The sequence below is a fragment of the Rouxiella sp. WC2420 genome (assembly GCF_041200025.1).
In the GTDB taxonomy this organism is placed as follows: Bacteria; Pseudomonadota; Gammaproteobacteria; order Enterobacterales; family Enterobacteriaceae; genus Rouxiella.
This window is the reverse complement of sequence record NZ_CP165628.1, coordinates 2,939,624-2,965,651: the sequence shown is the minus strand read 5'-3', so window position 1 is coordinate 2,965,651 and position 26,028 is coordinate 2,939,624. Positions and strand designations below refer to the sequence as shown.

Genomic DNA, 26,028 nt, shown 5'->3' with positions numbered 1-26,028 from the left:
ATGGCTGCTGCAAAGCGGCCATTTTTAGATAATAACAGGGCATTACAGCTATCACATGAGGTTAAGACCAAAGCGGCGAAGCACGAGGGCATAACCCCAGAAAATCACCACCGTCATAAGGCAGGAGGCGAGCAGCGCGACCCAAAATCCCCACCGCTGAAAAATGACAGGAAAGCAGAGAAACATGGGAAGTGTCGGGATCACGTACCAAAACGTGTACCATGCATGACTCGCTATCTTCTCTTGCGTCTGTCCCTCGAGTTTCATCCATATCAGTACCAAAATAGTCACCAACGGTAACGCAGCCAACAGGCCACCGATTCGGTCACTTCGTTTTGCCACCTCGGAGATAAGCACGACCATCCCGGCAGTCACCGCGTATTTCACAATCAACCAGATCATTTCATTCCTCTTATCCTGATACTGGTAGTTAATTTAACATCCATGGTGTGTAACTCCAACGCCGGTAAGGTTTGCTATGCGGTGCCTCGTACCCTAGGTTTTTAGACCCGAGAGTTAGAAATATTGCTAGAATGTTCATCATTATCTATTCATAAAAGTACCCCTTCGATTCGCGCTGATGCGCCAAGCGGCTCCATCGAACGAAGAGGGGGAGTGGTTCATACGAAGGAAGTAAGATGCTTTTGCCAGAGTTCAGATTTAAAAAAACCGTATATCAATCGTCATTTGAAGAATGAAACGCCCGCTGTTTGTTTCTCTTGATGGGCCCAAGGGCGCTGGCAAAACCACACTGTTGGAGGCCATGACGAAAGTACTAAGGGCTGACAACAAGAAAGTGATCCGGCTTTGCGAGAAAAAAAGCGACCCCTTTAGGGGGGAAACAATGTCCCTTGTTAATCGGCTCGCCAGAAACCCCTGCCTGGATTTGGAATGGCAGGTTTGTGAACGCTTAGCTGAAAGCCGTGCCTGGATCACCCTGAACGTGCTGACTAAACAGCCACCGGACAGCATTATCTTGATGGATCGCTGGTACCCGTCGGATGCCGCGTTTCGCCGGATGGTGCCATTTGCAGAGATTTTACAGCTTAACATTGAACGAAACGTGCGAACGCCAGACCTGCATGTCGGGGTCGTTACTGCGCCTGATATTTCATGGGCGAGGGCCGCAGCCCGACCGCGCGGGCTAAGCAGTACAGTGATTCACAAGCTTGAAGAACAGGTTGCTTGTACCAAGGCGTTCGAGCAAGAAATTGTAAATAATGGCTGGGTTTTATGCCGTAATGAAGGAATGATTGAAGACGCGACGATGCAGGTGATTTCTGAGATCTACAGATTGCTTTGATACCTTGGACATCGGCTTTGCGGCAAAGATTATGACGCTTGACAGTGTTAATTACGGCAAGCTTACCCTTCCGCAGGGTTAATTGGTGAGAAGCAACTCATTCGGCAGTGCAGATGAGCGCCTCTAAAAAAACTTCCATTATCTTGGTTTTTAGAGCTGAAATGTCATAACAAATTAATGGTTAACCTACATAACTCACCAACAAGTTGCATAAATTAAACGTCTAAAGCCAATATGTCGTCGTAAAGCTGTTTGCTGATGGTTATACCGTTAGCTATAGCGAGTTTTCTGTTGGTAAATCTACGCATCGAGGGCAATCTTGCACCCTGATAAGTTATTGCCCTGAATAATCGTTCTGCTTTATCGCGACCACTTTCAAGATCTCCACCCATAAATTTTGCAGGATCAAAGGCAATAATCAGCTCTCCACCCATAGGTGAGGAACCGGTTTTATCATCGAAATCCATTGATTCCTGACTGGTAAAATCATTGATTAAAGCGCCCGCCAACAGCTCAACCATGGTTGATAAAGCTGAGCCTTTGTGCCCGCCAAAAGTCATCATTGCACCTTTAAGCACTTCTTCCGGATCCATATTTTCTTTCTTTGGTGCTGAAATAGTCAGTATCGCCGCGGCAGAGTCGCGCAATCCCGAAGAGCAGATTGCAAAGGCGACAAAGCTGGTGGTTTATCGCATTGCGCTGTTTTATATACTGTCTATCTCGCTACGACAATCGCGAGCCAGAAGTCTGTCAATGTAGCCAGCACATAGGTGCCATTGGCCGTATCGTTGACGGTGTAGACGCAGTCAGGAAAGCGGTTCGTGAAGAAATGCGCAGCGGAGCACATCAGATAAAGATCATGGCCTCCGGCGGTGTAGGTTCACCCACCGACCCAATCGGAAACTTGCAGTTCTCGATTGATGAAATCAAGGCGATTGTAGAAACAGCTGAATCGCATCAGACTTATGTGATGGCCCACGCTTACACGGCAAAAGCCATTGAACGTATTGTACGCCTCGGTGTTCGAACTATTGAACATGGCAACCTGGTTGATGATACCGCGGCTGCAGTTATGGCTGAATATGGTGCCTATGTCGTTCCTACTCTGGTGATATACGATGCCATGAGCAAGGTGGGTAAAGAAGTCGGAGTACCCGACGCCGCGCTGGTTAAAAATGAGGTTGTGCGTCTACAGGGCCTTGAGGCGCTAAAAATATTGAAGAAACACGGCGTCAAAATGGGGCTGGGAACAGACCTGTTAGGTGAAATGCATAAGTATCAAAGCGACGAACTACGCATACGTGCCGAAGTTCTGGGAAATGCCGAGACTTTATGCCAGGCAACACTCATCGGTGCCGAGATTATCAATATGCAAGGTAAGTTGGGTGTAGTGGCAGAAAACGCCATCGCCGACTTACTCATTCTGGAAGAGAATCCGCTTCAAAACATTCAGATCCTAAGCGGGCAGGGCGAAGGGATTTTAGGGATTATCAAAGATGGGCACTGGGAAAAGAACACACTAAATTAAGAAAAAAGTGCGTACATTGTGTACGCAAATCTTTCAATATCATCTTGTAAAGGTTCAAGTAACCAACTAGGCCTGCTTAAGAGCAAAGACAATCTGTTCTTCAATGAATCGTGAGTTTTACTTTGGCATAATCTTTCTTCAGGGGAGCATTTATCTTGACGGGATTCTGTTTCTGAGTGGAGCAGGATTTTGGGGTAGGGTCACCATTGGAAGAAACCGTGGTTCCAGATGGCGATAGTTTAAAGTCGACGGGAACCTACGGAGTTACCACTGTCTTGAGACCTAATAATGCAAACAAGCTTAGAATGGTGGGCGTACTGACAAGGGATTTATACGGCAGAATGGGCATGGGGGCGATGTACGTAAGTAGTGGAATTAGAGACGGTGGCGGAAGCATAGATTTTGAGGAGGAACTTCGCAGATTTGACAATGACGAAGATAATTAATTGATTTTTTAATGATTAGGAAAATGGAGCGTTTATTTTTTCCATTTCCCTAATCTTCTTAAAGCCATTAGCTAATGGGCTGCATTTATCACCCCTGTAATTATGTTTCTGCATGGATAATTTTTTGAGGCAGCTTTACAGCAACAGTGAGAAAAATATTATACCCGCCCTTTTAGCGGGCGCAGAAGGTACCTGATGGGGTTTTCTGCGCCGTTAATGCCTTCGTCTATTACTGAGCTAACATGCCTGCATCAACCAGATGCTCAGCACCGGTAATATAGGATGACTCAGTTGAGGCTAAAAATAATACGAGATTCGTTACTTCACTTGCTTCGGCAAGACGACCTAAAGGGATGAGAGCAAGTGCGTCACCGCCGGTTTCATTAGTACCTTCCACCATCATAGGCGTCTTGATGAAGCCTGGGTGTACAGAATTAACGCGAATGTTTTCAGGGCCGTATTCAATAGCAGTGGCTTTAGTCATGCCACGCACCGCGAACTTACTCCCGACATAGGCCAGGCTTGGAAATCCGTAGTTGGCGGCAATCCCGGCAATGGATGAGATATTAACAATTGAGCCATGTCCCGCTTTCTGCATAGACGGAATAACGGCCTTCATACCCAGATAAACCGCGGTCTGGTTAATGTCACACACTTTCTTGAAGGCTTTCTCATCAATTTCAGCCGTTTTTGCAATTGGACCCAATATGCCCGCATTATTGACCAGAATAGTGATATTCCCGAATGCGGCTTCAGTCTGTTTTACCACTGCTTCCCACTCGTCTGAATGGGTGACGTCATGTTGTATAAATAAAGCATTGCGACCAAGTTCGTCGGCTAGTCCCGAACATTTGCTATTAAGGTCAGTGAGCACAACTTTAGCCCCTTCATCAATAAAGCGGCGGGCATGCGATTCTCCCATACCCTGTGCAGCGCCGGTAATAATCGCAACCTGTCCATTTAGTCTTCCCATCGTTTTGTCCTCTTTCATATGTCATGCTTGTAGGAGATATGATGTATCGCAGTGGTTAAAACCACTTAACTATTTCTTAAAATTAGATGACGAGTCAACTAAATTATGTCGCATAAAATGACCGATGACTGGCAGACTGCCTTAATCTGGATGGTGTTGCCTGCCGGCAGGGCATGGCAACGCACTGCTGGCGAGGCACTTGAGCAATCGGGGTTGCCACTTTCCGCCTCGGCAGCACTTCTCATCATTGCAAGGCTGGGGAATGGTATCAGACAGAAAGATGTTGCTGAGGAGGCTGCAATTGATCCTGCTGCGATAGCAAGATCGGTTATCCAGCTGGAAAATCAGGGCCTGTTATTGCGTAAAGCCGATTCAACCGATGCGCGGGCAAAAACGCTACATCTTACTCAAGAAGGGCAGGCTGTAGCATCAACGCTCGAAAAAACGCTGGAGTCAGTGCGGAAAAAAATTCTGGCAGGTATCAGTGATCAGGACGGGAAAACGGCTGTCCGTGTTCTTTCTCATTTGGAGTCGGCTTCAAGAAAAGCGTAATGTTATCATTGGGTAAGTTAAGGCCGTCGGCTTAAGACGGCTTAGTCACATAGGCATGGCTTATAGGTTTAATTAAAAGTAGCGATTTAAAAACTGAAAAAATTAAATATGTTATGCATACCTGGAGAGGAAGTTTCTTTCATCGATACGGAAACCGTTCTGCCCGCAATGAGGGCAAATCCTTTTGGGACCGTATCAATAGCGATCCGCACCGGTATTCGTTGAGCAAGACGAATCCAACTGAATGTTGGGTTAACGTTTGCCAGCATATCCGTACCTTCTGCCGATCTATCACTGTCGACGACTCCGGCAGAAAGCCCTTCAACATGCCCTGTCAAAATGCTGTTCTCCCCCATGACACGGATAATGACTTTATCCCCGTCCTTTACGTGCTGTAATTTGGTTTCTTCGAAATAGCCTGACACATAGAAACTACTACTATCAACCAGAGCCAGGATCCCCTGTCCGTCATTGGCATAATAACCCGGTCTAACGGAAAAGTTAGTGATTATCCCGCTTACCGGAGCATATAAATCTGCGTGATGAAGGTTAATTAATGCTAGTTTTTGGTCAGCAAGAGCCTGATCAAAGTTAGCTTTTGCAGAGGCGAATGCATCGCTTCGATTATCTCGATCCTGAGCGGAGACTGCATTTCTGATAGCCTGATAACGTTGATTTTCTCGATTTGCAGAAACGAGTTGAACTCGCGCCTTTTCAACGGCCGCATTTGCCTGGTCTACAGCGTTTTCAAAGCGCGATTTATCGAGGCTTAGCAAAAGCTGGCCTGCCTTTACCTGCTGGTTATCTTTGACATAAACTTTATCAATTATGCCAGCAACATCGGTTGCCAACGGAACCACATCTGCACGAATTTTCCCATCACGTGTTTGAGGATAATAAGTATAATAATTATAAAAATTTAGCATAAAAATAGCTGCAACTATAGCAACAAGTGTAGTTATGAATATGCGCAAGACTTTTTTCAAACGCTGCTGAAACATTATATCCTCAGGGTGTGGTTATGTAATTTAACAGTACGAATAACAATCCGGCGATAACTAAAAAAAAGCAAGAGTCAAATAGTGGTCGTTGGGCGATTAATGAATAGAACCCTGTAATATCAAAAAGCTTAGAAATTAAAATCCTTATGATGAACGCACTGATTAGACATAAAAGTAACGGGGAGATGAAAATCCCGTCGATATTTATTTCCCCAATCATTTTTCATTCCCTCCAGACTGTGAATATGAAAATAGGAGCGTCCTGGCTCGTATCAAAAGCATGATTAAGGAAAACTCTTTATGCAGTCGGGCTTCGTCTATAGCATGCTCAAAGGATGTTTTTAAAGGCTTGGTTAATTCTCTCGACATGTCAAATACCAAGAGCTGCTTAATCAGGATATCGTAATCAGGCAAGTTTTTAATTTTAGCCGCTTCTTTTTTTAATTTTAAAAAAGTCACACCTAAATTAACTAACTTCATAATTCCTTCGTTCTTTACTGTTTCATTTAAAAATGCAGGAGTTGCAGTCGCTTTTGACATTGCATTTTCATAAAAATTAGCAACGTCATTTACCTTAATCTTCAAATCAGGCTGCATGACTTTCTTGATATCATGTTCCATCGTCCTGCTAAGTGAACGTTGTCTGACAAAATTTTGAAAAACTGCCGATGAGAGTAGGGCAACATAGACACCCAAAAGTGTTCCTGCCGTGGTCTCCAGGTAATAACCCATATCATAAGGATGGTATTGAGCCTGAAAATTAACATTACTCAAAGACAACGCCATCGCTAGCGTTGCCATTGGATTCGTATATGCCCACATGGCTAATGGAATAATAAAGATGGCCATTATAATTAAAAAACTAATATAGTCATTGGCAAGGGGCTGAAGTACGTAACTTAACAGCGCACCCAACACCATTGAAATAATCACAAAACGGCCAAAAATTCCGATAGTAAACGACGGATTATCCGTGCCGCCAAACATTGCAATCGCCACCACACCGAGCAAAACCATGCTTGGTCCCTGCTGCCATCCCGTCGCATACCAGAAACCGATCAGCGACGCGTAGGTGCAGATAATTCCGCCAAACATCTTTAATGCTTTTGGAAAATCGGCCGCTGGCGTAAATACTTTGATTTGCATCATCTGCCTATCCAGTCGTTCCGGGAGGCTGACCTGATTTTCAACAAAATCTGCTAGCTGTCCAACTTCTTGCCACAAGGATTGCCACTGTGTGATTACATCAATAAATTCAGCAAGATGAATGCGCTCGGATTGAGACATGTTTTCAGCTGAAGCCGCTAATTTCGCATTCAGGTCACGGTTATAATCTGTCGATTTGATCTGCAACACTGCTGCATTGACATACTCTGAGATTCGCTCACTTAAGGCGTTAGGCATCGTGTCAATGGAACTTTTGGCTGAAGACACAAGAGGAATAATTTGCAAGATGCGATGCTGAATTGCTATAGCTGCCTGGCGCATTTTCTTATTCACTGAATAGTCATAACCCAGCGTTCTCATCATTTGATTGAATGATGCCAGGTCATTTAAGATTCGGAGATGCTCATGCCTCATCTCCGGATTATCTTTCCCTGTCAGGCTAGCCTCCTGCCATTTTTCCAAGTGACGGATCCAGCTTTTTAAACGTGTATGCAGCGTTTTTTCCTGAGAAGAAGGAAATATCATACTGTCGATTAACGTGACAGATAAAACGCCCAAACATATTTCACTGACACGGGCAACAACGATGCTGAAGGTATTATCCGGTTGAGCAATCGTCGCTGTGGTGATCAACATCATCGTCAATGCGCCTAATTGGAAGAAATATGCCCGTTGTGTGCGATCAAGAAAAGACATGCCGAGCATAATCGAAGAAATCAGGCCGATGACAACGACTAAAATAATAGGGCTATTGATGAAGAGCCCACTCACGATCAATGTCACCATGCCTGCCGTAAAGGTCCCGCCAAATCGGTACAGGGCTCTGGCCCTCACAGCGCCGCTAATCGGGTTGCTCACAACACAGCAACTCACCATTGCCCAATAGGGATTTTCTAACCCCATTTTGACCGCGAGCGCATAGGCAATCATTGCTGATATAAACATTTTTAAGGCAAAAAGTGTTTTACGGGTGGTGATCATTTTTTTTCATGAATGTGTTCTTGCAGGAAATTCGACGCGCGCGCTTCTAACAGGCGCAATACCCTGGTTGCATTTTCAATATCTTCAACCGAGACATCTTCCATCAGTTGGACGCGCAGCTTATTGGCTGAAGATTCGATTTCATCGGCCAGTTTTTTACCCGCAGGCAAGATACAGATTGTTTTGAATCTTCTGTCCCTGGAAAGCTCACGGCGCTCGAGGTACTCAGCCTCCGTTCCCTGGTCCAGAATGCGCACCATAGCGCCAGGATTCATCCCTATCTCTTCCGCCAGATCCCGCTGATTAATACCCTGAGCATTCCGATTCACGATCACAACGAGATTGGCTAAAGACATGGAGATACCGCTATTGGCAAAGATTTGCGTTGCTGCTTGTCTCCAAACTCTTTTCACAGGCTGTAAAGAATTGGTTAATGCGAAGAGTGCAGCAGACTTATCAGACATTTTATGATCCTCATTGAGTGAAATAAGTTTAAATAGCAATGTTTGCTTTAGCAACTATTATTTGAGGGCTGTATTAATCGTTGTTATGTATATAACACAAGCAATTGATTTTATTTATTAATATCGTAGGGGAATGCGTTGAATGAGGTAATACCCCGAGACTTTTGGGTGCCTATGACCTGCACACGTTGCTCAAGACAATACAATGTAGGTCTGTTTTCCAAGTGAACCCGGATAGGTCGAAAATTTCAAAATAGGGAATGATAATTTCCTATTTAAGTTCGACAATGGCGGCGTTCATTGTCAGGGGATGAGTGACGGGACTTTCCCGGGACTATCGAGGCGTTGGCCATTTTACTCAGGCAATACTGCAGTTTTGGTCCCTCAAAGCGGTCTTGTCTTAAATCGCATTTTCTAAAAATTCAATAAATCTTCGGACCTTTGAATTAAGTGCCGAACGTTCTGTGACACAGGCATAAATATTCATCGGCAGGGACTCAATGCTGCTCTCATCACTGTGACCTGACCAGCACAAAGGTCTTAGCAGGCCACTGTCTATCAACGGCTGAGCAACAAAGCTTGCCAGACGGGCAATGCCGCCCCCGTTTACGGCTATTTTTGCAATAATATCAATATCATCGCTGATAAAGCCGGGGTTGAGTTTCGCATTGACAGGCCGTCCGTTGACCCTAAAAGCCCAGGGTAAAAATCGTCTGTCTGTTGGATAGCGGAAAACCAGGCAGGCATGCTGGCTAAGTTCTTCTGGTGTCTGAGGCGTGCCAGCACGGTCAAGGTAAGCAGGAGCCGCGCAGAATATAAAGGGTAACGAAGCGATTTTTCTGGCGATAAGTTGTTCATTCAGTTGTGCCTCGATGCGGATACTGACATCGACGCCTTCCAGGCGATGATCGACGTCGCGATCGGTACTGATCAGTTCAATATCAATATCGGGGAAAGACGCTTTGAAAGCTGGCATAAGTGGAGCCAGAACGTACCGACCAAACGCGGCTGTGGTAGCGATACAAAGAGGTCCCTGCGGTTTGGTTTCATTTGCTGCAGCCTGCGAGGCAAGGTCGATATCATTTGGAATGTGACGGACTTTCTCGAAATACCGTTTACCATTTTCAGTTAAGGTCATGCTGCGGGTGGTACGCGAGAGCAGTCGCACGCCCAAATGGGCTTCAAGACGGGAAAGACTCTGGCTTACTGCTGCCGGACTCATCCCTTTGGCACGTGCCGCCGCTGCAATACTGCCGTTTTCCACCACGCGGATAAAAGTGCTAATCAGCCCTAAAACGTCCATATTATCCTCAATACAGAATTCGTCACTTTTACTTAATAATGATTAAAGCATAACCGCTCTACAACCATTCTCATAAGCTTGTTAAGTTAGCCGCAGTTTCGTTTACCTTTGTTAAACAGGATATTCCAATGACTGATGCTACCACAAAAAATACCCTAAAAACCCGCCTTCCAACACACACGGCACCCTACATATTTGCTCTTTATATGGCGATCATTATGGCGTTCCTGATGAGTCTGATCATCACTTTAGCCGAATTTGGAATGGGCGCTCATTACATGACAAATGTGATGAATGCTTACCAAGTCGCCATGCCAGCGGCTTTCTTTTGCATACTGATTGTCCGTCCTGTGGTTATCCGGCTCGTAGGATTGACCGTTCACGGTCACTGAGACATTCAGCATGCCCATTATTGCCGCCCATCGCATCTCGCTAAAAGCTGCCCCTGGTTCTGATACTGGCAAATAAGTGCCAACAGGCGGACGTTGCCAAGTCCGCGCTGTTTTACTTAGGAGTGAGTGAACCGGTCATTAAAGCGTTATTCCCGATAGCTCCCACCATAAGCCTCAGGCACTAAATCGCTCTGTGCTTCACCACTTTCAATAAGCTTGAGGATCATTTGGGCGACTCGTTCAGGAGAATGCATAACAACGGCGCTCTTATTATCCTGCTCTTTTGCCTGATTATGCTCTGTTTGCAACGTCTGATAAAATTCAGTGGCCGTCATGAAAGGATGTAGAGTGGACACTGTTATCCCTGCGCTGGCGAGTTCCAGGCGAGCAACAGCAGAGAGCATATTCAAACCAGCTTTGGTGCTGGTGTAGGCAGCCGAACCTGGATAGGTTGCCAACGTTGCCCCTGAACTGATGTTGATAATGGTGCCCGCAGCCTGTTTTACCATCGATGGAACAACGGCCTGCATCATTGTCAGTGGTGCAATCAGGTTAAGTTCAAGCAGTGCCCGAAAGTCAGGGATGTTAATCTCCTCAACTGCGGCGTTCATCCCTTGCCCAGCATTATTAATTAACACATCAATTCGTCCGAAGCGGTCAATGACTGCCTGAACTGCCAGATTAATCTGGTCAGGATCGGTTACATCGCACTCTACCGCCAGCGCATTTCCCAACTCTGCGGCTAACGACTCAATGCGCGCTTTACGACGCGCCAGCAGAACGACTCGCGCCCCTCTTTTCGCTGCCGCACTGGCAGTCGCTGCACCAATTCCTGACGAAGCGCCGGTTATCAGTATTACTGCATCTTTTATTTTCATGCATATTGCCTCTGCTCGGATAACCAATACATTTTTGTGATTTACAAGCAGTCGCCTGATGGATAAAAGCATAAAGCACACTCACTAGGGTATGCTGTCACAATGCTGTCTAAAATTTGCCTAATTGTGTTTTTTTTCGTCGATGGACGCCACTAGAGAATGATGAGATGAGTTACACACTCAGACTGATGAGAGATTTTGTGCAGAAACATTGTGCAGGCGAGCTGACGCAGACACTCACACCGCGGACAGACCTATACCGAATCTCTAAGCCTGTGGTTTTACCGCCGGAAATTTATCCGCCCTTTATTAGTTTAATTTTGCAAGGTGAAAAACAACTGCAAATCGGCGAGCGGATAATTAGTTATTCAGCCGGGCAGGTGTTTATGGCGGCCATCGATCTGCCAGCTATGGGAAAAATAACGGTTGCAAGCGACACTACTCCCTATTTGGCTGTGCGTCTGACGCTGGATTTCACACTGCTCAGCGAGTTACTCCATGCAATGCCTCCCGCAATCGATGCCCCATTGACCGAAAGCATATCCGTCAATTTCGCTGATGAGGCTTTACTTGATGCCTGTTACCCGTGAATACGCGCGTATGTTTGGTAACCCTCCGGCAAGGGACATCAGAAACCAGGTAGGTTGATAGTCTGAATCTTTTTTACATTTTCTTCGTTTGAAAACTAAACATTTAACCGTTCTCTTTTATTTGAATTTGACTATCTACAACCGTATTTGATGGTGTTTTTTAGCGCTGATAAATGCTGAAATTCCGCTGTTCGTTAAAAAATTTCGATAGTAAGGAGCCCAATTAAGAACCCGGCCCAATTCACCTTCCTGCCTGTAGCCGTCACAGGCCCCTGAGCTATGGCTCAGAGTATGCCTGATAAACGTATTAAGCAGGAAGGTGACAGGATTAAAACTGATAAACCAGCCCCACGGCCAGGATGTCATTAGTCGATAGCCCTAACGTATTATTATCCTTGAGCAGGTTAATGCGATATTCACTGAATAATGACATGTTTTTATTAAAGTAATAATAGCCGCCGACGGAGGCATATTTGAAGATGTCGGCATTGCCAATATTCTCAATATCTTTGCCTTTAGATGAAACATATCCTAATGAAGGACGTAAACCATTGAGAAATTGATACTGAGCCACCACTTCTATATTTTGTGCCTTGTTGGCAAAGCCACCGTTAATTGGCGTTGCGTTCAACGTTTGACCGAATACCGCGGCCAGATAGATTTGGTTAGCATCATATTTTATAGAGGTTGCCCAGTTCTGCGCTTTTTTACCCTCACCGAGTGATAACTCATTTTGCGCGGTGGTGCGGTCGAAGCTGGCATAGGCGCCCACCAGGCTGATGCCCGAATCGAAAGCGTAAGAGGCAGAGACGGCAAAGCCATCGCCGTTTGAGCGCGTCACCACGTCCGCGCTGCCGGTGCGATCGTTTTTGCCCTCATACTGCGCGGCAACGCTCAGGCCATCAACCAGCCCGAAGAATCCCTTGTTACGCCAAGTCAGTAGCCCAGAAGAGCGCCCGGCCACAAAAACGTCATTGTAGGCCGAGTCGCCGCCAAAGTACGGCAGCATGTCGGTATTGCCGAGCACGTCATACACCAGACCAAAGTTACGGCCATAGTCAATAGAGCCCCACTTGTCATACTTAAGCCCGGCAAAGCCGAGACGGGTCGCATTGCCGTTTTGAGCATCGCTTCCTCCCTCGGTATTATGCAGGCTAAATTGATATGACCAGGTACCATAACCAGTCAATTTATTGCTTATTTTTGTTTGACCGCTAAAACCGCCCTGAATATTTGACGACTTGTCACCGTTATTATTATCGTCACCCGAAAACGCGTGCGAGACTTTAATTGTGTCGTTTAAATTTAATTGGTTGCCGTCTTTGTTATATATTTCTACCGCCTGAGTGGGGCACAGGCTATCCAGCAGTAGCAGAGTGGCCACCGCTAATAAACGCTTCATCATTGAGTATTTACCCTGTCTGGAATAATTATTGCCCCCCTGACTGCGGGGGTGTTATTAATAAATTAAAAGTGAATTAGGTCATTATTGGGCAGTGGCGTTAATTAGTCTTATTTCGTCAATTGTCTTTCCTCCCACTGATCTTGAGTTAGCGTTTTAACATCAAACTGATCTCGCGTTCTGCAATAGGTATTGCCTCCCATTCTTCCAACCGCATCCATCAGCTGCTGATCGATATGCAGATTTTCGGGATCCACCGCGTCACTGCGCACATAGACTCCGACGACTTCACCTAAAATAATTTCACGCGCTGCCCCGACCTGAAGAATAGTGTGGCGACGGCATTCCAGCGCGGCGGGTGCGGCAAGAATGCGCGGACTGCGCACCTTTTCCCCCGGCACGGTTTCCAGCCCTGCGGCTTCAAGCTCATCGACCTCGGGGCCAAACTTGATGGCGCAAACTTCCATCTGGCTGACCAGGGCATCGTCGACGATATGCACGGTAAACTCACCGGTCTCACGAATATTGCGCGCCGTGTCCTTGAAGCGCATATCAGAGTAATTTTCTACCCCAATCGCGACTATTGCCGGATCGTGGGTCAGAACATTAAAAAAACTAAAAGGACCGGCATTGGGTAAACCTTCTTTGCTGAGCGTGGTGACCAGCGCGATTGGGCGAGGGATCACCGTGCCAATCAGAATTTTATAGCGCTCGCGCTCGGTTAAGGACGCAAAATCAAAATAGGTATGTGCGGTTGGCTTAGTCATATCAGGCTCCGGTGCGAATACGGTGTGTTTCAAGCGGCGTGTGGTGGCTGAGGTTCTCGAATCCGTCGGCGGTTACCACATAGCAGTCGCCGATGTTGCATCCGGCCGCCAGCGGCTCCAGCCATTGGGTGTGCAGCACAAAGACCATGCCTTCTTCCAGACGATCGTAGTTATGGGAAGAAATGTTAAAGCTGTTTTGCCCGCCCGCCATGCCGACAGAATGGCCAAGATTCGGGTTGTGCGGGCCGTGAGTTGCCGGATAAACGTGCATTAGTTTTCTGCCCTGAGCTTCCCAGTCAATGTCTTTGACATACTGGCGCGGAATAAGCCTTGCCGAGCCGTCGTCTTCAGGCGCCCAGTTATAAGGCATGGTGCGGGCCTCGGGCGAGGTCAGCATGCCGCGTGCGATCATCGGCTCAAAGGCGGCGTTATTAATGTCGCGCATCAACGCACCCGGCTTAATCAATTTTTCGGCCCGCTTCACGCCCTCGGTACAGGCGGCCAGCACCTCTTCCTGATGCGAGGTGATTTCCCCGATGGCAATCATGCGGGCAGTCTGTGCGGTATAGCCGCGCCAGGTGACGTTGGAGATATACAGGTTAATCAGGTCACCCGGCCTGACAACGTGGCCATAGGGCTTGCCGCAGTGGGTACCAAATTCGTTAATCCCAATCTGGTAGCCGTCACCGGTTTCGCCACCGAAGGCCATTTGTGCGGCGGTAAAGGCGGCAAAGATTTCGTGGTCGGTCACGCCCGGTTTGGCAACGTGATAGGCCGCCTGAGTGCCAATGCTAATCAGCTGTGCGGCGGCGCGATGCATCGCGATTTCTCGCGCTGAGCGAACTTTTTGCAGCCGATCGAGAATGCCGTTGTCAGCAACGAATTTGCACTTCGGTGCCAGCGCATTCAGCGCAGCCCAGAAGGTCAGAGAAGTTCTATCGCCAATTTGAGCAATCTGCGCATTGGCTAATCCTGAACGTGCCAGAATTTCAGCACACTTCTCAGCCGTTTTAATCACCGAATCGCCGGGGCGGTCGGCATATTCACGGCCAATAGGACCAATCTGCCAGATTTCGTCAACCAACAGCGGCTCGCCACCCGGCGGCAGCAGAACGGACTGGGTAAAAAATGAAAGCAGAGTCAGAGGTTTATCCGAGTCGGTCGGCACGATCAGCACACCTTCACGCATCCAGTCGCAAATATAGCGCAGGTAGGCATTAGAGGCGTGGAACCAGCCGACGCTGCCCGCATGCACAATCATCGCGTCGTGTCCTGCTTCGACGGCCTGGCGTCTGATGCGGCGCAGGCGCTCCTCGAACTCCTCCAGCGGCAGCGGCAAAGGGGCCGAGAATTCGAAATCTGGCTGAAAATCGGCCAGCAGCGAGCCGATGCGATAACCTGCGGCAGGGGTCGCGTGAGTATTCATGGGTTGTTCCTTTTAAATCGGATAATAAGAGGTTTTACGTTAACTTTTATGGCTGTTGTCGCGCGGGCGACAGCACGCGTCGCGCAACCAGCAGTCCAAGCAGTGTCACGGCGATTAATATTCCGGCAATCGCCGCCACGCGAGGGTCGAGCGATTCTTCAATCAGCGCAAACATGCGCAGCGGCAGCACCGTGGTGCGGGCATCGGCAAGGAACAGCGAGACCGTGACGTTGTCCAGCGACTGAATAAACACCAGGAAGGCCCCGGCGAGGATCCCCGGCGTCAGCAGCGGCAGCGTTACGCGACGCAGCGTCATAAACCAGCTGGCGCCCATGGTGGTAGAGGCCTCCGCCAAAGAAGGATTCATGCCCTGAGCCACCACTGAAACGGCGCGATACATCAGCGGGCCAAACACCACAACATGGCCGATCACCGTTAACCCAAGTGAAGGCTGAAAGCCGATAAAGTTGGCGACGATCAGCGCGGCCAGACCATAGACCAGGCTCGGCAGCACCAGCGGTGCCAGAAGCAACGGCTCAATGGCGTTGACGCTGCGGCGCTTCATGCGGGTCATGCCGATGGTGGCGGGCACAGCAAACAGCAGCGAGCCGAATACCGCCCATCCGGCAATTTTCAGCGAGTTCCAGGCCGCAATATGCTCGGTGCCTGACCTGACAGGGTCGAGCAGCGCTTCATACCAGCGCAGAGAAAATCCCTGTGGCGGATACTTCAAGGTTTGCCCCGAGGTGAACGACATCATCAATGCGATAACGATCGGCGCAACCAGATAGATGACGCACAGCGTGCCAAAGCCGTAAACAAAGATCTTGTAAAGCACGGCCGGGATAGGGTTTTCACGATGATTAGGCATGGCCGACCAGTCTCCTGTGGCGTGAAATCATGGTCAGTGCGACCAGTAAACAGCCGGTAGTCAGCAGCAACACCACGGCAATAGCGGAGGCTAGCGGCCAGTCAAACAGCGTGCCGACTTCGCGATAAATCAGCTGCGGCACGTAGACGTTACGCGCTCCGCCAATCACCGCCTGAGTGACAAACGAACTGCTGGTGCTGGCAAACACCAGGATCCAGCCGGCCAGCAGGCCCGGCAGCATCAGCGGCAGCAGCACGGTAGTCAGGATTCGCCACGATCCCGCCCCGGAGACCTGAGCGGCCTCCGTGAGCTGAAAAGGTGTGCGCGAAAGCACGGCAATCAGCGGCAGGATGATTAGCGGCAGATCAATCTGGCACATGGCCATCACCAGTCCGAGTTCGGTAAACATCAGGCTGGTAGGCGTCCCGGTAATACCCAGCGAGAATAACGCTTCGCTGATGGGACCCTGACGACCGAGGATCACTATCCAGGCAAAGGTGCGAACCACGTTGCTGGTCAGCATCGGAATGAGGGTCAGGAAAACTAAAACCTGACGCACATTTTTACCACTGTGCCAGTACAGCAGAGCAATAGGTACGCCGAGCACGGTGGTACCGATCACCGTTTCTATGCCAAGGCGGGCGGTATTGATCAGGACGCGAAAGTTAAAATCGTCGCCAAAAAATTGCCCATAGTGGCCGAGGGTTGCGCCACTCGGACCGGCAAAGCTGTAACCAACCAGCACTGCCAGAGGGGTGACAAAAAACACGATGGAAAGTACCAGCATCGGGATGACATAAGGAAAACCGCTCTGCTTCATCTCTATTTCCTCAACCGGCAACCAGCGTGTCGAACTGGCGGATCCAGCTATCGCGATTTTTGTTAATCGACGCCCAGTCGGGGTAAACCAGCGTCTTAATCTGGTCACGAGTGACATAGGCCGCAATCGCAGGGGAGAGTGCCACCGTTTGATTGGTAGGGAACATGTCGGTTGGCGGCAGCATCAGCTGCTGCTGCACGCTTTGCGAAATGGCCGCATCCATATAGGCATAAGCGGCACCGAGGTTAGTCGATCCCTTGGTTAAATGGATATTGACCGGCGCGGCCGGTGAGCCGGTTTGTGGATGAACAAATTCGGCATTCATTCCCAGGCTTTTCAGGCGGGCAACGTTGTTGGTGCTGCACATGAAGACGGCAATTTCACCCTGCTGGAACAGCGTCATCTGGTGATTGGTGCTGTCAACGATGCCCTTGAGCTGGTCGGGGTGTTTTTTAAACAAATCAAACACCGCCTGCATATCGTCCGGGCCCTTACCATAAATTTTGGCAATCTCGGTATAGGCCATCACCGCGGTATTCGACTCAAAACCGGTCCAGGAAACCAACCCTTTATAGGCCGGATTCTCAAACAGATCGCGGTAGCCTTTAGGCCGTGGAACCAGATCCGGGTTGTAGGCGATACCGTTGACTTCAACCGTGACCGTTGGGCCATATTCGCTTTGGAAAGAGCGATCCAGTAACGACCAGTTCTTGAGTCGGCTTGGGTCAATTTTCTGGATCAGGTTGTTTTGTATCGCTACGGTGGTTTGCCCCGGCGACATTAGCAGCGTGTCGTAAGGTGGGTGGCCCGGGCTGGCCATCGTTTTGGCTAACTGATCTTGCGCCATCACCGGGGCTATGGTCAGGCCAAAGCCTTCTTTCTGCAGCATCGGGGTCAGGATGTTGCGATACGCATCTTCCCAGTTGCCCGGAAATGCCGCGGCAATCGCACTGCTCTGAGCCGCAGCAGCGGCGCGCAGGGAAAACGGCAGCATGGTTGACGCTGCAACGCCTGCAACCAAATAACCGAACCGACGACGACTGATTTCAAAGTCCTTCATTATGTCTACCTCTGAGAGTCTGTTATTAGCGGGTAAATTCCGGTTCAGCCGGAAAAACGTGGCACCGTGCGGTGTCAATTTCAGCAAAAAGTTGTGTTCCCGGTGCGGGAATATAGGTTGCAGGTCCGCGCAGCTCGGAAGCCCGCAGGCTGGTGCCATCCTCAAGCGCCAGGTCATGCACCAGCGACGGGCCGAGCGGGACCGAGACGGTCATGCGCACCGGCTGGGCACTCTCACTGTGCTGGGTGGAAAGGCGAACCTCTTCAGGGCGGAAGGTCAGTGTCACCTTTGAGCCCGGCGTGAAATTCACCCGGCGCGGCAAACGCAGCGTCTTGTTATCGGCCAGGTTGATCAAAGTACTGCCATTTTCTATCTGGCCTACCGTGCCGTACAGCATGTTGGTCTGCCCAATAAAGGTATTGACGAACAAGGTCTTAGGCTTGTCGTAGACCGCCATTGGGGTATCAATCTGTTCAACCTGACCTTTATTCATCAGCACCAGACGGTTAGCCAGGCTCTGCGCCTCTTCCTGATCGTGGGTAACAATCAGCGTGGTGATGCCCAGCGTTTTCTGCAGGTGCAGCAGTTCTACCTGCAGGTCAAAACGCAGTGCGCGGTCTAGTGCGCCAAAAGGTTCATCAAGCAGCAAAAGTGAAGGGCGTCCAGCAATGGCCCTGGCTACGGCCACGCGCTGCTGTTGACCACCGGACAGCTCGCGCGGCAGCCGGTTGCCAAAGTCATCCAGCCTGACCAGTGCCAGCATTTCCTTGACTCGCTGTTTGCGTTCCGCGCGGGAAATTTGCTGGCAGGCCAGGGGATAAGCAATATTTTCCGCCACGGTCAGATGTGGAAATAACGCATAGTTTTGGAACACCATGCCGATCCCGCGCGCTCTGGCAGACATCACTGCAAGGTTTTGACCACCGAGATCGATCTGACCGGCCTTGGGCTGTATCAGGCCGGCAATAGCGCGCAGTACGGTCGACTTTCCGCAACCGCTTGGGCCAAGCAGGGCAACGATTTCACCCGCCTCTATATGGAACGACACATCACTAATCGCGTTTTTCCCGCCGTAGCTGTGGGTAAGCCCCTGAACGTTAAGGCGTTTCTTTTGCGCGTTATTTTGCATATCTGGCATATAGCTTCCTGATTCAAAGTCGTATTCAAGGACCGTAATTGACTCATCACCTCACTCGCGAGTGCGACCGGAGCTGAGTGTTTTAGTCATGCTGAGTCATGAGAATCAGTTAGCAAACCACATGCCAAGATAAAAAAAGGCGCGAAGTATATTTGTAATCAACTGAATTTTAAGTCTTTTAATTAAATTAAAATATCCGAATATTTGTTTTTATTAATATAATAATAAACATTCGAATGTTTTAATGAGGCAAACTTTCGCCATTTTGGTGCGTTACTGTTTTCATTTTGGTGCAATAACTTCTGAAAAAATGCCATTTTAAGCATTGGAACAGGTAGGGGAGAAAACGCCCAAAGATAATCGTTGATAGGTAATCAGCTGTTTTTTAATGAGTTTATTCCGATCTGCGTTTTAGGGGAGTTTTAAAGCGATGCTGAGGGTGAGATTGCAATGGCTTTAAGTTATAGTCATTGTAACTTTCGAAAGTTTTTTCGAAAGTTAATTATAATATTTTTGTTTTAAATAAATCATTTAAAATCATGGTGTTATTTTTAGTTTGCTAACATTTAAGGTAAGCATGGCACGCGGATTGCACAAGCCGTTACGTCATTCACTATCATATTGGAGCCAGTAATGAGATTAGGCATTGATGGATTAAAACTACCGGAAGTAAAACAGCGCGGCCCATTGGCCAGCCTGAACCATGTAAAAGCACTCGGCCTGGGCGGCATCTTCTTTAGTTCTATTTTGGATATGAGTCCGACCCTGGACCTGGGCCAGCTGCGAGAAATACGCGCCAGGGCAGATGAGCTGGGGCTGTATCTGGAAAGCGGGTTGGGCAAGATTAACCCTTATTGCAGCGCTGAGGCTCCTGAGCTGCGGGCGATTGGGGATGGCGATATCATCGCCGGCCTCACGCGAATGATGGAGGCCAGCGCGGCGATAGGCTGTCGCGAGCTTTGGGTCTCGCCGGGGAATTTTAAACCCGCCTTTCGCGGGCGGCTGGCGGTTGACCGGTTCCGCACCGACGTCACCTGGGACGAACAGCTGCTGGCGACCGAGAAAGTTCTCAGGAAACTCGCCCCGGCGGCGCGCGCAATGGGCATACACATGAATATCGAAACGCATGATGAAATCACCTCGTTCGAGATTTTGCGCCTGATTGAGGCGGTAGGCCAAGACTGTGTCGGCGTGGTGCTCGACACGGCAAACATGCTGCAACGCGGTGAGAGCCCGGTGTTGGCTACCCAACGCCTTGCGCCTTTCGTTCGTCAAACGCATATTAAGGACGCCTATGTCGCAAGGGCAGCCGGTGGCTTTGATTTCCAGCCGCGCCCCTGTGGTGAAGGCATTGTTGATTTTGCTGCCATTTTGCCTATTCTTGCGGCGGTTAATCCGACACTGAATTTGTCGTTGGAAATAGCGCAATCCACCGTGGATAACCCGCGTCGTGCCTACCCAAGGCAGTGCATCCAGCTCGACGATCCGCTATGGCGTGCCGGACATCCTGATTTTACCGCTGACGAAGAACAGACTTACCTGTCGATGATCGATGCTTTTGAACTGAGAGTTGAGTCTGGGGAGATTGCAGACTGGGAAACCTATGAAAGGGATAATTACGGTTATCCAGGCTATCAGCGTCAGCCCTATGGTTATCAGGAAAACGTCAATGCCATAAAAAAATCGGCGCAGCATATTCAACAGATTTGTCACGACCACGGCATTATTTTGTCTTGATCGAAAACGCTTACCGGCAAAGCGGAATGACCGAGTCAACGCGCCAGACGGCTGACATGCGCATTTAATGCCGCTATCAAGGTTTGCGAATCAATATTATTATCGAGATAATAAATACAGTCTAGCAGTCTGGCATGTGTCGAAAAAGAGGTTCGTTTTGGAAAAAACAATAAAAAAATCGCGCGGTCCGAGCGCAAAAGTCGCCGCGACCGCCGCCAATAAAGTGGCCAGCAGCGCTGACAGCAATGATGACGTCTCTGAGCGTATTCGCGCAACGTTGGCCGCGGCGATTGGGGAAGGGGCGCTGACTCCGGGCACTAAAATATTGGAAGAGGCGATTGCCGAACACTTTGGCGTCAGTCGAACAGTAGTCCGAGGCGCCTTGGGGGTGTTGGAAAGCGACCACCTGCTGGAGCGAAAACGCAACCGCGGCACCTTTGTTGCCGAGCCCAGCATTGAGCAGGCTAAAAACCTGTTTGAGGCGCGCCGCAGGATAGAAGCTCTGCTTTTGGAGTTCGTTATTGCGCGGGCGACGCCCGAGCAGCTCGATGCACTCGAAAGCCTGGCTGACGAAGAGGAGCAGACTCACCATCACGGCGATGAAAAATCCAAAACGGTGCTTTCCGGCAAGTTTCATATCGTTTTAGCCGAGCTGGCGGGGAATCCGGTATTGACCGAGATGCTGGCAAAGATTGTGGCTCGACTTTCGCTGGTTATGTCACTGTATGAGGAAAAAAGGAAAGACGATTGCGGAGCCGACCATCATCGCATGATCGTTGCCGCCCTAAAGGCCAAAGACCTGATCAAGGCACGTGAGTTAATGGATTATCATTTGGCCGATATTGAAGGGCGGGTGAGACTGACCGAGGGACATGGTGACAGAAATTCGTTTTTATCGGTGCTAGAAAACTTTTCATAGTGGCAAATACAGCCAGCAATAAAAAACTGTTCCCACCCGTTGCTGGCCGCACGCCGGTGAAATTTATAAGTTCGGCATGGCAGGTCACCAAGAAGCTAACGGTGACTGAACTTTTATGACTATTCTTACAGCTTAAAGTTGTTGGCTGGATAGCAGGAGAAAGCATGCCATTAATATTCGGTGAGTTAGCGAGCGCCCCATCATGGGTGCCCGCTTTATTGCTGGTCACACTCTCATTCTTCGTAGGGTTTCTGGCCCGATTTATCCTTCTCAGGTTCATTCGCTACTGGCAGAACCGTGACAGAAAGCTGTTTAAATCACTTGAAAAGCATCTCCGTGGATCAATGTTTCTTTTTATTCCCTTACTGTTAATCAATGTCGGGGTTAATTATATTAACGTTGAGCCAGACTCTCTTGCCTTTATCACAACAACCATCAATATATTTATTATTTTATCATTTTGCTCGGTGTTGATTCGATTGACAAACGTGGCGCAGGATATGCTTTTCATCCGCTATGACATCAATCTTTCTAATAATCTACGTGCCCGTAAAATTCGCACTCAGATAATCTATGTAAAAAAGGTCGCGATTGTCGTTCTGGTATTATTCTGTCTTTCCCTGGTGCTATTGAGTTTTCCCGGAGTGAGAAAATTCGGTACTACTATCCTCGCTGGTGCCGGAGTTGCCGGAATAATCATTGGTTTTGCCCTTCAGAAATCGCTGGTTAACCTGTTTGCCGGGATTCAGATAGCCTTTACGCAGCCAATAAAAATTGATGATGCCGTGGTGGTTGAAAATGAATGGGGCTGGATTGAGGAGATAAACCTGACCTATGTGGTGGTGCGCATCTGGGACCTGCGTCGACTGGTCCTGCCGATCACCTACTTTACGGAAAATGCCTTCCAAAACTGGACGCGTAATAACGCACAAATATTGGGCTCGGTTTTTCTGTACCTTGATTATTCCATGCCGTTAAAACCTCTGCGTACTCATTTTGAAAAAGTACTCAGTGAAACAAAACTCTGGGATCAACAGACCCAGGTGCTGCAGGTTACCGATACTACCGATAAAACCATGACCATCAGATTATTGATGACCGCACAGAATTCGCCTACCGCTTGGGATCTGCGTTGCCACGTGCGGGAAAAAATGATTGAGTTTATACAACAAAATTATCCGCAGAGCCTTCCTCACGTAAGAGCGACACTGACCGGTTCCGGTAAGTGACGAGCTATACTCCCGGTTACCTCGCGGTATCACTATGTTGTCCATTCATTCCGGATGCCTCTCGCCAGATGTATAGGGTAAGACTACTCCGGCGATGATAAAAAGCGACGTAAAGAGCATTGCAGGAGAATAGGTAAGTTATACAGGACTCGGTGGACATTACTACGTGGCTGATTCAGGCAGTTATATGAAATGGTGAGGTTTTACAATAAAAGGAAATCGCCGATGCTCAAAGAAAACTTCAACGAACTGCAAATCTTTCTTGTGGTGGCAAGGGAGCGAAGTTTTACCAAAGCAGCGGGCAAACTGGGTGTTTCTCAGTCTGCACTCAGCCATGCGATAAAATCACTGGAGGAAAGGCTGAATATCCGCCTTCTCACCCGCACTACCCGAAGCGTTGCCCCTACAGAAGCCGGTGAGAAAATTATTGCCTGCCTTGAACCCCGTATTGCCGATCTTGAACAGGAGCTGGAATCGCTTATTCAACTGAATGGTACAGCCTCCGGCAATATCCGTTTATCTGCCGGGGAGCATGCCGCGCGAAGTGTGGTTTGGCCGAAGTTAAAACCCTTCCTCAGGGAATATCCGGAAATCAATCTCGAATTGGTGGTTGATAACGGCTTTGTCGATATTGTTGAAGGGCGTTTTGATGCCGGGATCCGACTGGGCGAAAGCGTAGATAAGGATATGATCGCGGTGAGGATTGGACCGGAAATGCGCATGGCTGTGGTGGGTGCACCGTCCTATTTCGCCGCAAACCCCGCGCCCGAAACGCCGCACGAGCTACAAAATCATCGGTGCATTAATATGCGCCTGCCGACTGCCGGTGGACTTTATCATTGGGAGTTTGAAAAAGAAGGGAAACCGTTACGGGTAAGAGTAGAAGGGCAGGTAACGTTTAATCTGCAGACGGAAAGGATTGATGCTGCTTTATCCGGTTTTGGCATTGCCTGTATACCTGAGGATAGGGTTCAGGATTATATAAAGTCAGGAGAGCTTATTCAGGTTCTGCAGGACTGGTGCCAGTCTTTCCCCGGATATTATCTTTACTACCCGAGCCGTAAGCAGCATCCGCCCGCTTTTGCGCTGATGATCGATGCACTTCGCTACCAGGAATAACGGGTCCGCCATTTGCTTCGGACCCGTCCGGGTATTAACGGCCTACGCGAGCCTGGTGCTCAGGAGAGTAACGTTCGCCGACAATTTTAATCGTTTCAAGCGCCTGGGTTATCTGCCGTGAATCATCCTGTGAAAGAATAATTTCGATAGCGCCCAGGTTTTCCTCCAGCCGGTGTAGTTTGGTGGTACCGGGGATCGGAACAATCCACGGCTTTTGTGCCAGTAACCATGCCAGAGCGATTTGCGCAGACGTTACGTCTTTCTCGGCTGCCAGTTCACCCAATAACGAGACCAGCTTTTCATTGGCTTCAATCGCCTGTTCGGCAAAGCGCGGCACCTGGCTTCGGTAATCATCTTTGCCAAACGTCGTTCCTGGTTTAATCGAACCCGTCAGGAAGCCTTTGCCTAATGGGCTGAAGGGAACGAAACCAATGCCCAGTTCCTCCAGTAACGGCAGGATCTCCTGCTCAGGTTCGCGCCACCACATGGAGTATTCGCTTTGCAGGGCTGTGACCGGGTGCACCGCATGGGCACGACGAATGGTCTGCGCACCCGCTTCGGACAGACCGAAATGTTTGACTTTGCCTTCCGCGATCAGGTCTTTCACTGTACCCGCAACATCTTCAATCGGGACATCCGGGTCGACACGATGTTGATACAGCAGATCAATGACATCAGTCTTAAGGCGGCGTAAAGACCCTTCAACGGCTTCACGGATATGCTCCGGGCGGCTGTTTAGAATCTGCTGCTTGTTGTCCGCACCGAAGGTAAATCCAAACTTGGTGGCGATGACCACGCGGTCACGAAACGGTTTTAAGGCCTCACCGACAACTTCTTCATTAAGAAAGGGGCCATATACTTCGGCGGTATCGAAGAAGGTGACGCCACGTTCAACCGCAGCGCGAATGAGCTCGATAGCCTGACGGGTATCGGTCGCCGGGCCGTAGCCGTGGCTTAAGCCCATGCAACCAAGTCCGAGAGCTGATACTTCAAGTCCGGATTTACCCAGATAACGTTTTTGCATTGAATGAATACCTCTTTTATTGCGACTTAAACATCAAGTTTGCGGCCAGTCAGCCATTCCACCATCGCCGGGTCGCGATGAGAGAAGAAGGCGCTGGTTGCGGTGTCGAGTGCAGCAATCTGCAACATATCTTCAGAACTGAGTTCAAAATCGAGAATGTTGATATTCTCTTCCATGCGCTCTTTTCGCACCGATTTAGCCAGCGAAACGATGCCTCGCTGGAAGATCCAACGCAGCACAATCTGGCTCACGTTTTTGCCGTATTTCTGACCAATCGCGGTTAATAGGGAATGCTGGAACAGACCATTTCTACCCTCGGCAAACGGTGCCCATGCTTCCGGCTGAATGCCACGGCTTTGATTCCATGGAACCGCATGCAGTTGCTGGTTGAAGGGGTTAACTTCAATCTGGTTTACCGCAGGGGTGACGTTGTTGAAGGCGATAAGATCGGCAAGCCTGTCAGGCTGGAAGTTGCTGACGCCAATGGCGCGAATTTTACCTGCCTGCTGCAATTCTTCCATGGCACGCCATGCCCCATGGACATCGCCGTAAGGCTGGTGAATAAGGTACAGGTCAACGTAGTCCAGCTGCAATCGATTCAGAGAGCGTTCGAACTGTGCTTTCGCGCCTTCATAATTTGTATCCTGTAGCCACAGTTTGGTGGTTACAAAGAGTTCGTCACGGGCGATACCGCTTTGTTTCAGTGCGTTCCCGACCTGGGTTTCATTCTGGTAAGACGCGGCGGTATCGATCAGGCGGTATCCCGTATCGATGGCATCAATAACGGCACGCTCGCATTCTGCGGCATCCGTCATCTGAAACACACCAAAGCCCAGCAGAGGCATTTCAATACCGTTGTTCAGTTTCACAGTTTGCATGACGTTATCCTTCAGCTGTTGTGTAGGAAAGCATAACGCAGAGTAATTTATTCGATTAGA

The 26,028-nt window shown here is 49.0% G+C and carries 29 protein-coding genes; 11 read left to right on the top strand and 18 right to left on the bottom strand.

The window, feature by feature from the left end:
- Positions 1 to 51: 51 nt before the first annotated feature.
- The gene (locus AB3G37_RS13545; RefSeq protein ID WP_369788116.1) at positions 52 to 402 is read right to left on the bottom strand and encodes a DUF3147 family protein; all 351 of its coding nucleotides are present in this window, start codon (positions 400 to 402) and stop codon (positions 52 to 54) included.
- Positions 403 to 694: 292 nt separating this feature from the next.
- On the opposite strand from AB3G37_RS13545, the gene AB3G37_RS13540 reads away from it, so the two are divergent.
- On the top strand, positions 695 to 1,303 hold the full coding sequence (locus AB3G37_RS13540; protein ID WP_369788115.1) for a dTMP kinase: 609 nt from the start codon (positions 695 to 697) through the stop codon (positions 1,301 to 1,303).
- A gap of 215 nt (positions 1,304 to 1,518) precedes the next feature.
- Here the strand turns inward: AB3G37_RS13540 and AB3G37_RS13535 are convergent, their stop codons facing one another.
- A complete protein-coding gene (locus AB3G37_RS13535; protein WP_369788114.1) occupies positions 1,519 to 1,896 on the bottom strand; it encodes an Ldh family oxidoreductase in 378 nt (125 codons plus the stop codon).
- Here AB3G37_RS13535 and AB3G37_RS13530 point away from each other — a divergent pair.
- From AB3G37_RS13530 to AB3G37_RS13520, 3 genes are all read left to right on the top strand, one after another.
- On the top strand, positions 1,823 to 2,062 hold the full coding sequence (locus AB3G37_RS13530; RefSeq protein ID WP_369788113.1) for a hypothetical protein: 240 nt from the start codon (positions 1,823 to 1,825) through the stop codon (positions 2,060 to 2,062). The genes AB3G37_RS13535 and AB3G37_RS13530 overlap by 74 nt on opposite strands.
- Positions 1,998 to 2,831, top strand: coding sequence for an amidohydrolase family protein (locus AB3G37_RS13525; RefSeq protein ID WP_369788112.1), 834 nt, complete (start codon positions 1,998 to 2,000; stop codon positions 2,829 to 2,831). The genes AB3G37_RS13530 and AB3G37_RS13525 overlap by 65 nt, the downstream gene beginning before the upstream one ends.
- A 206-nt stretch (positions 2,832 to 3,037) precedes the next feature.
- A complete protein-coding gene (locus AB3G37_RS13520) occupies positions 3,038 to 3,277 on the top strand; it encodes a hypothetical protein (protein WP_369788111.1) in 240 nt (79 codons plus the stop codon).
- A 229-nt stretch (positions 3,278 to 3,506) separates the two neighbouring features.
- On the opposite strand, the gene AB3G37_RS13515 is transcribed toward AB3G37_RS13520, so the two are convergent.
- Entirely contained in the window at positions 3,507 to 4,268 is a 762-nt protein-coding gene (locus AB3G37_RS13515; RefSeq protein WP_369788110.1) for an SDR family NAD(P)-dependent oxidoreductase, read from the bottom strand.
- Between the two features lie 87 nt (positions 4,269 to 4,355).
- Between AB3G37_RS13515 and AB3G37_RS13510 the strand changes: the two genes are divergently transcribed.
- Positions 4,356 to 4,802: a MarR family winged helix-turn-helix transcriptional regulator gene (locus AB3G37_RS13510; RefSeq protein WP_009635524.1), complete on the top strand. Its 447-nt coding sequence runs from the start codon at positions 4,356 to 4,358 to the stop codon at positions 4,800 to 4,802.
- 86 nt (positions 4,803 to 4,888) lie between these two features.
- Here AB3G37_RS13510 and AB3G37_RS13505 read toward each other — a convergent pair whose 3' ends face one another.
- The 5 genes from AB3G37_RS13505 to AB3G37_RS13485 form a co-directional block, all read right to left on the bottom strand.
- A complete protein-coding gene (locus AB3G37_RS13505; protein WP_369788109.1) occupies positions 4,889 to 5,803 on the bottom strand; it encodes an efflux RND transporter periplasmic adaptor subunit in 915 nt (304 codons plus the stop codon).
- A gap of 7 nt (positions 5,804 to 5,810) precedes the next feature.
- The gene (locus tag AB3G37_RS13500) at positions 5,811 to 6,023 is read right to left on the bottom strand and encodes a DUF1656 domain-containing protein (RefSeq protein ID WP_009635526.1); all 213 of its coding nucleotides are present in this window, start codon (positions 6,021 to 6,023) and stop codon (positions 5,811 to 5,813) included.
- Positions 6,020 to 7,951: an FUSC family protein gene (locus AB3G37_RS13495; protein ID WP_369788108.1), complete on the bottom strand. Its 1,932-nt coding sequence runs from the start codon at positions 7,949 to 7,951 to the stop codon at positions 6,020 to 6,022. The genes AB3G37_RS13500 and AB3G37_RS13495 overlap by 4 nt, the downstream gene beginning before the upstream one ends.
- Positions 7,948 to 8,415, bottom strand: coding sequence for a MarR family winged helix-turn-helix transcriptional regulator (locus AB3G37_RS13490; protein ID WP_369788107.1), 468 nt, complete (start codon positions 8,413 to 8,415; stop codon positions 7,948 to 7,950). The genes AB3G37_RS13495 and AB3G37_RS13490 overlap by 4 nt, the downstream gene beginning before the upstream one ends.
- A 400-nt stretch (positions 8,416 to 8,815) precedes the next feature.
- Positions 8,816 to 9,718 (bottom strand): LysR family transcriptional regulator, encoded by a 903-nt coding sequence (locus AB3G37_RS13485; RefSeq protein WP_369788106.1) that lies wholly within the window; start codon positions 9,716 to 9,718, stop codon positions 8,816 to 8,818.
- Positions 9,719 to 9,846: 128 nt separating this feature from the next.
- On the opposite strand from AB3G37_RS13485, the gene AB3G37_RS13480 reads away from it, so the two are divergent.
- Positions 9,847 to 10,110: a DUF2798 domain-containing protein gene (locus AB3G37_RS13480; protein ID WP_369788105.1), complete on the top strand. Its 264-nt coding sequence runs from the start codon at positions 9,847 to 9,849 to the stop codon at positions 10,108 to 10,110.
- A gap of 146 nt (positions 10,111 to 10,256) precedes the next feature.
- Here the strand turns inward: AB3G37_RS13480 and AB3G37_RS13475 are convergent, their stop codons facing one another.
- On the bottom strand, positions 10,257 to 10,988 hold the full coding sequence (locus tag AB3G37_RS13475; RefSeq protein ID WP_369788104.1) for an SDR family oxidoreductase: 732 nt from the start codon (positions 10,986 to 10,988) through the stop codon (positions 10,257 to 10,259).
- A gap of 167 nt (positions 10,989 to 11,155) precedes the next feature.
- Between AB3G37_RS13475 and AB3G37_RS13470 the strand changes: the two genes are divergently transcribed.
- Positions 11,156 to 11,578: an AraC family transcriptional regulator gene (locus AB3G37_RS13470; RefSeq protein ID WP_369788103.1), complete on the top strand. Its 423-nt coding sequence runs from the start codon at positions 11,156 to 11,158 to the stop codon at positions 11,576 to 11,578.
- Between the two features lie 328 nt (positions 11,579 to 11,906).
- Here the strand turns inward: AB3G37_RS13470 and AB3G37_RS13465 are convergent, their stop codons facing one another.
- From AB3G37_RS13465 to AB3G37_RS13435, 7 genes are all read right to left on the bottom strand, one after another.
- Positions 11,907 to 12,983, bottom strand: coding sequence for a porin (locus tag AB3G37_RS13465; protein ID WP_369788102.1), 1,077 nt, complete (start codon positions 12,981 to 12,983; stop codon positions 11,907 to 11,909).
- 107 nt (positions 12,984 to 13,090) lie between these two features.
- Entirely contained in the window at positions 13,091 to 13,747 is a 657-nt protein-coding gene (locus AB3G37_RS13460) for a flavin reductase family protein (RefSeq protein ID WP_369788101.1), read from the bottom strand.
- A gap of 1 nt (position 13,748) precedes the next feature.
- A complete protein-coding gene (locus AB3G37_RS13455; RefSeq protein ID WP_369788100.1) occupies positions 13,749 to 15,173 on the bottom strand; it encodes a M24 family metallopeptidase in 1,425 nt (474 codons plus the stop codon).
- A 46-nt stretch (positions 15,174 to 15,219) separates the two neighbouring features.
- The gene (locus AB3G37_RS13450) at positions 15,220 to 16,044 is read right to left on the bottom strand and encodes an ABC transporter permease (protein WP_369788099.1); all 825 of its coding nucleotides are present in this window, start codon (positions 16,042 to 16,044) and stop codon (positions 15,220 to 15,222) included.
- Positions 16,037 to 16,864 (bottom strand): ABC transporter permease, encoded by an 828-nt coding sequence (locus AB3G37_RS13445; protein WP_084983833.1) that lies wholly within the window; start codon positions 16,862 to 16,864, stop codon positions 16,037 to 16,039. Before AB3G37_RS13445 ends, AB3G37_RS13450 begins: the two co-directional genes overlap by 8 nt.
- Before the next feature lie 10 nt (positions 16,865 to 16,874).
- Positions 16,875 to 17,924: a PotD/PotF family extracellular solute-binding protein gene (locus tag AB3G37_RS13440; RefSeq protein ID WP_369788098.1), complete on the bottom strand. Its 1,050-nt coding sequence runs from the start codon at positions 17,922 to 17,924 to the stop codon at positions 16,875 to 16,877.
- Between the two features lie 25 nt (positions 17,925 to 17,949).
- A complete protein-coding gene (locus AB3G37_RS13435; RefSeq protein ID WP_369788097.1) occupies positions 17,950 to 19,062 on the bottom strand; it encodes an ABC transporter ATP-binding protein in 1,113 nt (370 codons plus the stop codon).
- A gap of 633 nt (positions 19,063 to 19,695) precedes the next feature.
- Here AB3G37_RS13435 and AB3G37_RS13430 point away from each other — a divergent pair.
- From AB3G37_RS13430 to AB3G37_RS13415, 4 genes are all read left to right on the top strand, one after another.
- Complete coding sequence (locus AB3G37_RS13430) at positions 19,696 to 20,799, top strand: sugar phosphate isomerase/epimerase family protein (RefSeq protein WP_369788096.1); 1,104 nt, start codon at positions 19,696 to 19,698, stop codon at positions 20,797 to 20,799.
- Between the two features lie 157 nt (positions 20,800 to 20,956).
- Positions 20,957 to 21,718 carry a GntR family transcriptional regulator gene (locus AB3G37_RS13425; RefSeq protein WP_369788095.1) on the top strand — a complete coding sequence of 254 codons (762 nt, stop codon included), beginning with the start codon at positions 20,957 to 20,959 and terminating at the stop codon, positions 21,716 to 21,718.
- Between the two features lie 164 nt (positions 21,719 to 21,882).
- Positions 21,883 to 22,947 carry a mechanosensitive ion channel family protein gene (locus AB3G37_RS13420; protein ID WP_369788094.1) on the top strand — a complete coding sequence of 355 codons (1,065 nt, stop codon included), beginning with the start codon at positions 21,883 to 21,885 and terminating at the stop codon, positions 22,945 to 22,947.
- 225 nt (positions 22,948 to 23,172) lie between these two features.
- Positions 23,173 to 24,066, top strand: a complete 894-nt coding sequence (locus tag AB3G37_RS13415; RefSeq protein WP_369788093.1) for a LysR family transcriptional regulator — start codon at positions 23,173 to 23,175, stop codon at positions 24,064 to 24,066.
- A gap of 34 nt (positions 24,067 to 24,100) precedes the next feature.
- Here the strand turns inward: AB3G37_RS13415 and AB3G37_RS13410 are convergent, their stop codons facing one another.
- Together AB3G37_RS13410 and AB3G37_RS13405 are read right to left on the bottom strand one after the other, a co-directional pair.
- The gene (locus tag AB3G37_RS13410) at positions 24,101 to 25,090 is read right to left on the bottom strand and encodes an aldo/keto reductase (protein WP_369788092.1); all 990 of its coding nucleotides are present in this window, start codon (positions 25,088 to 25,090) and stop codon (positions 24,101 to 24,103) included.
- Positions 25,091 to 25,116: 26 nt separating this feature from the next.
- Complete coding sequence (locus tag AB3G37_RS13405) at positions 25,117 to 25,968, bottom strand: aldo/keto reductase (protein ID WP_369788091.1); 852 nt, start codon at positions 25,966 to 25,968, stop codon at positions 25,117 to 25,119.
- Between the last annotated feature and the right edge of the window lie 60 nt (positions 25,969 to 26,028).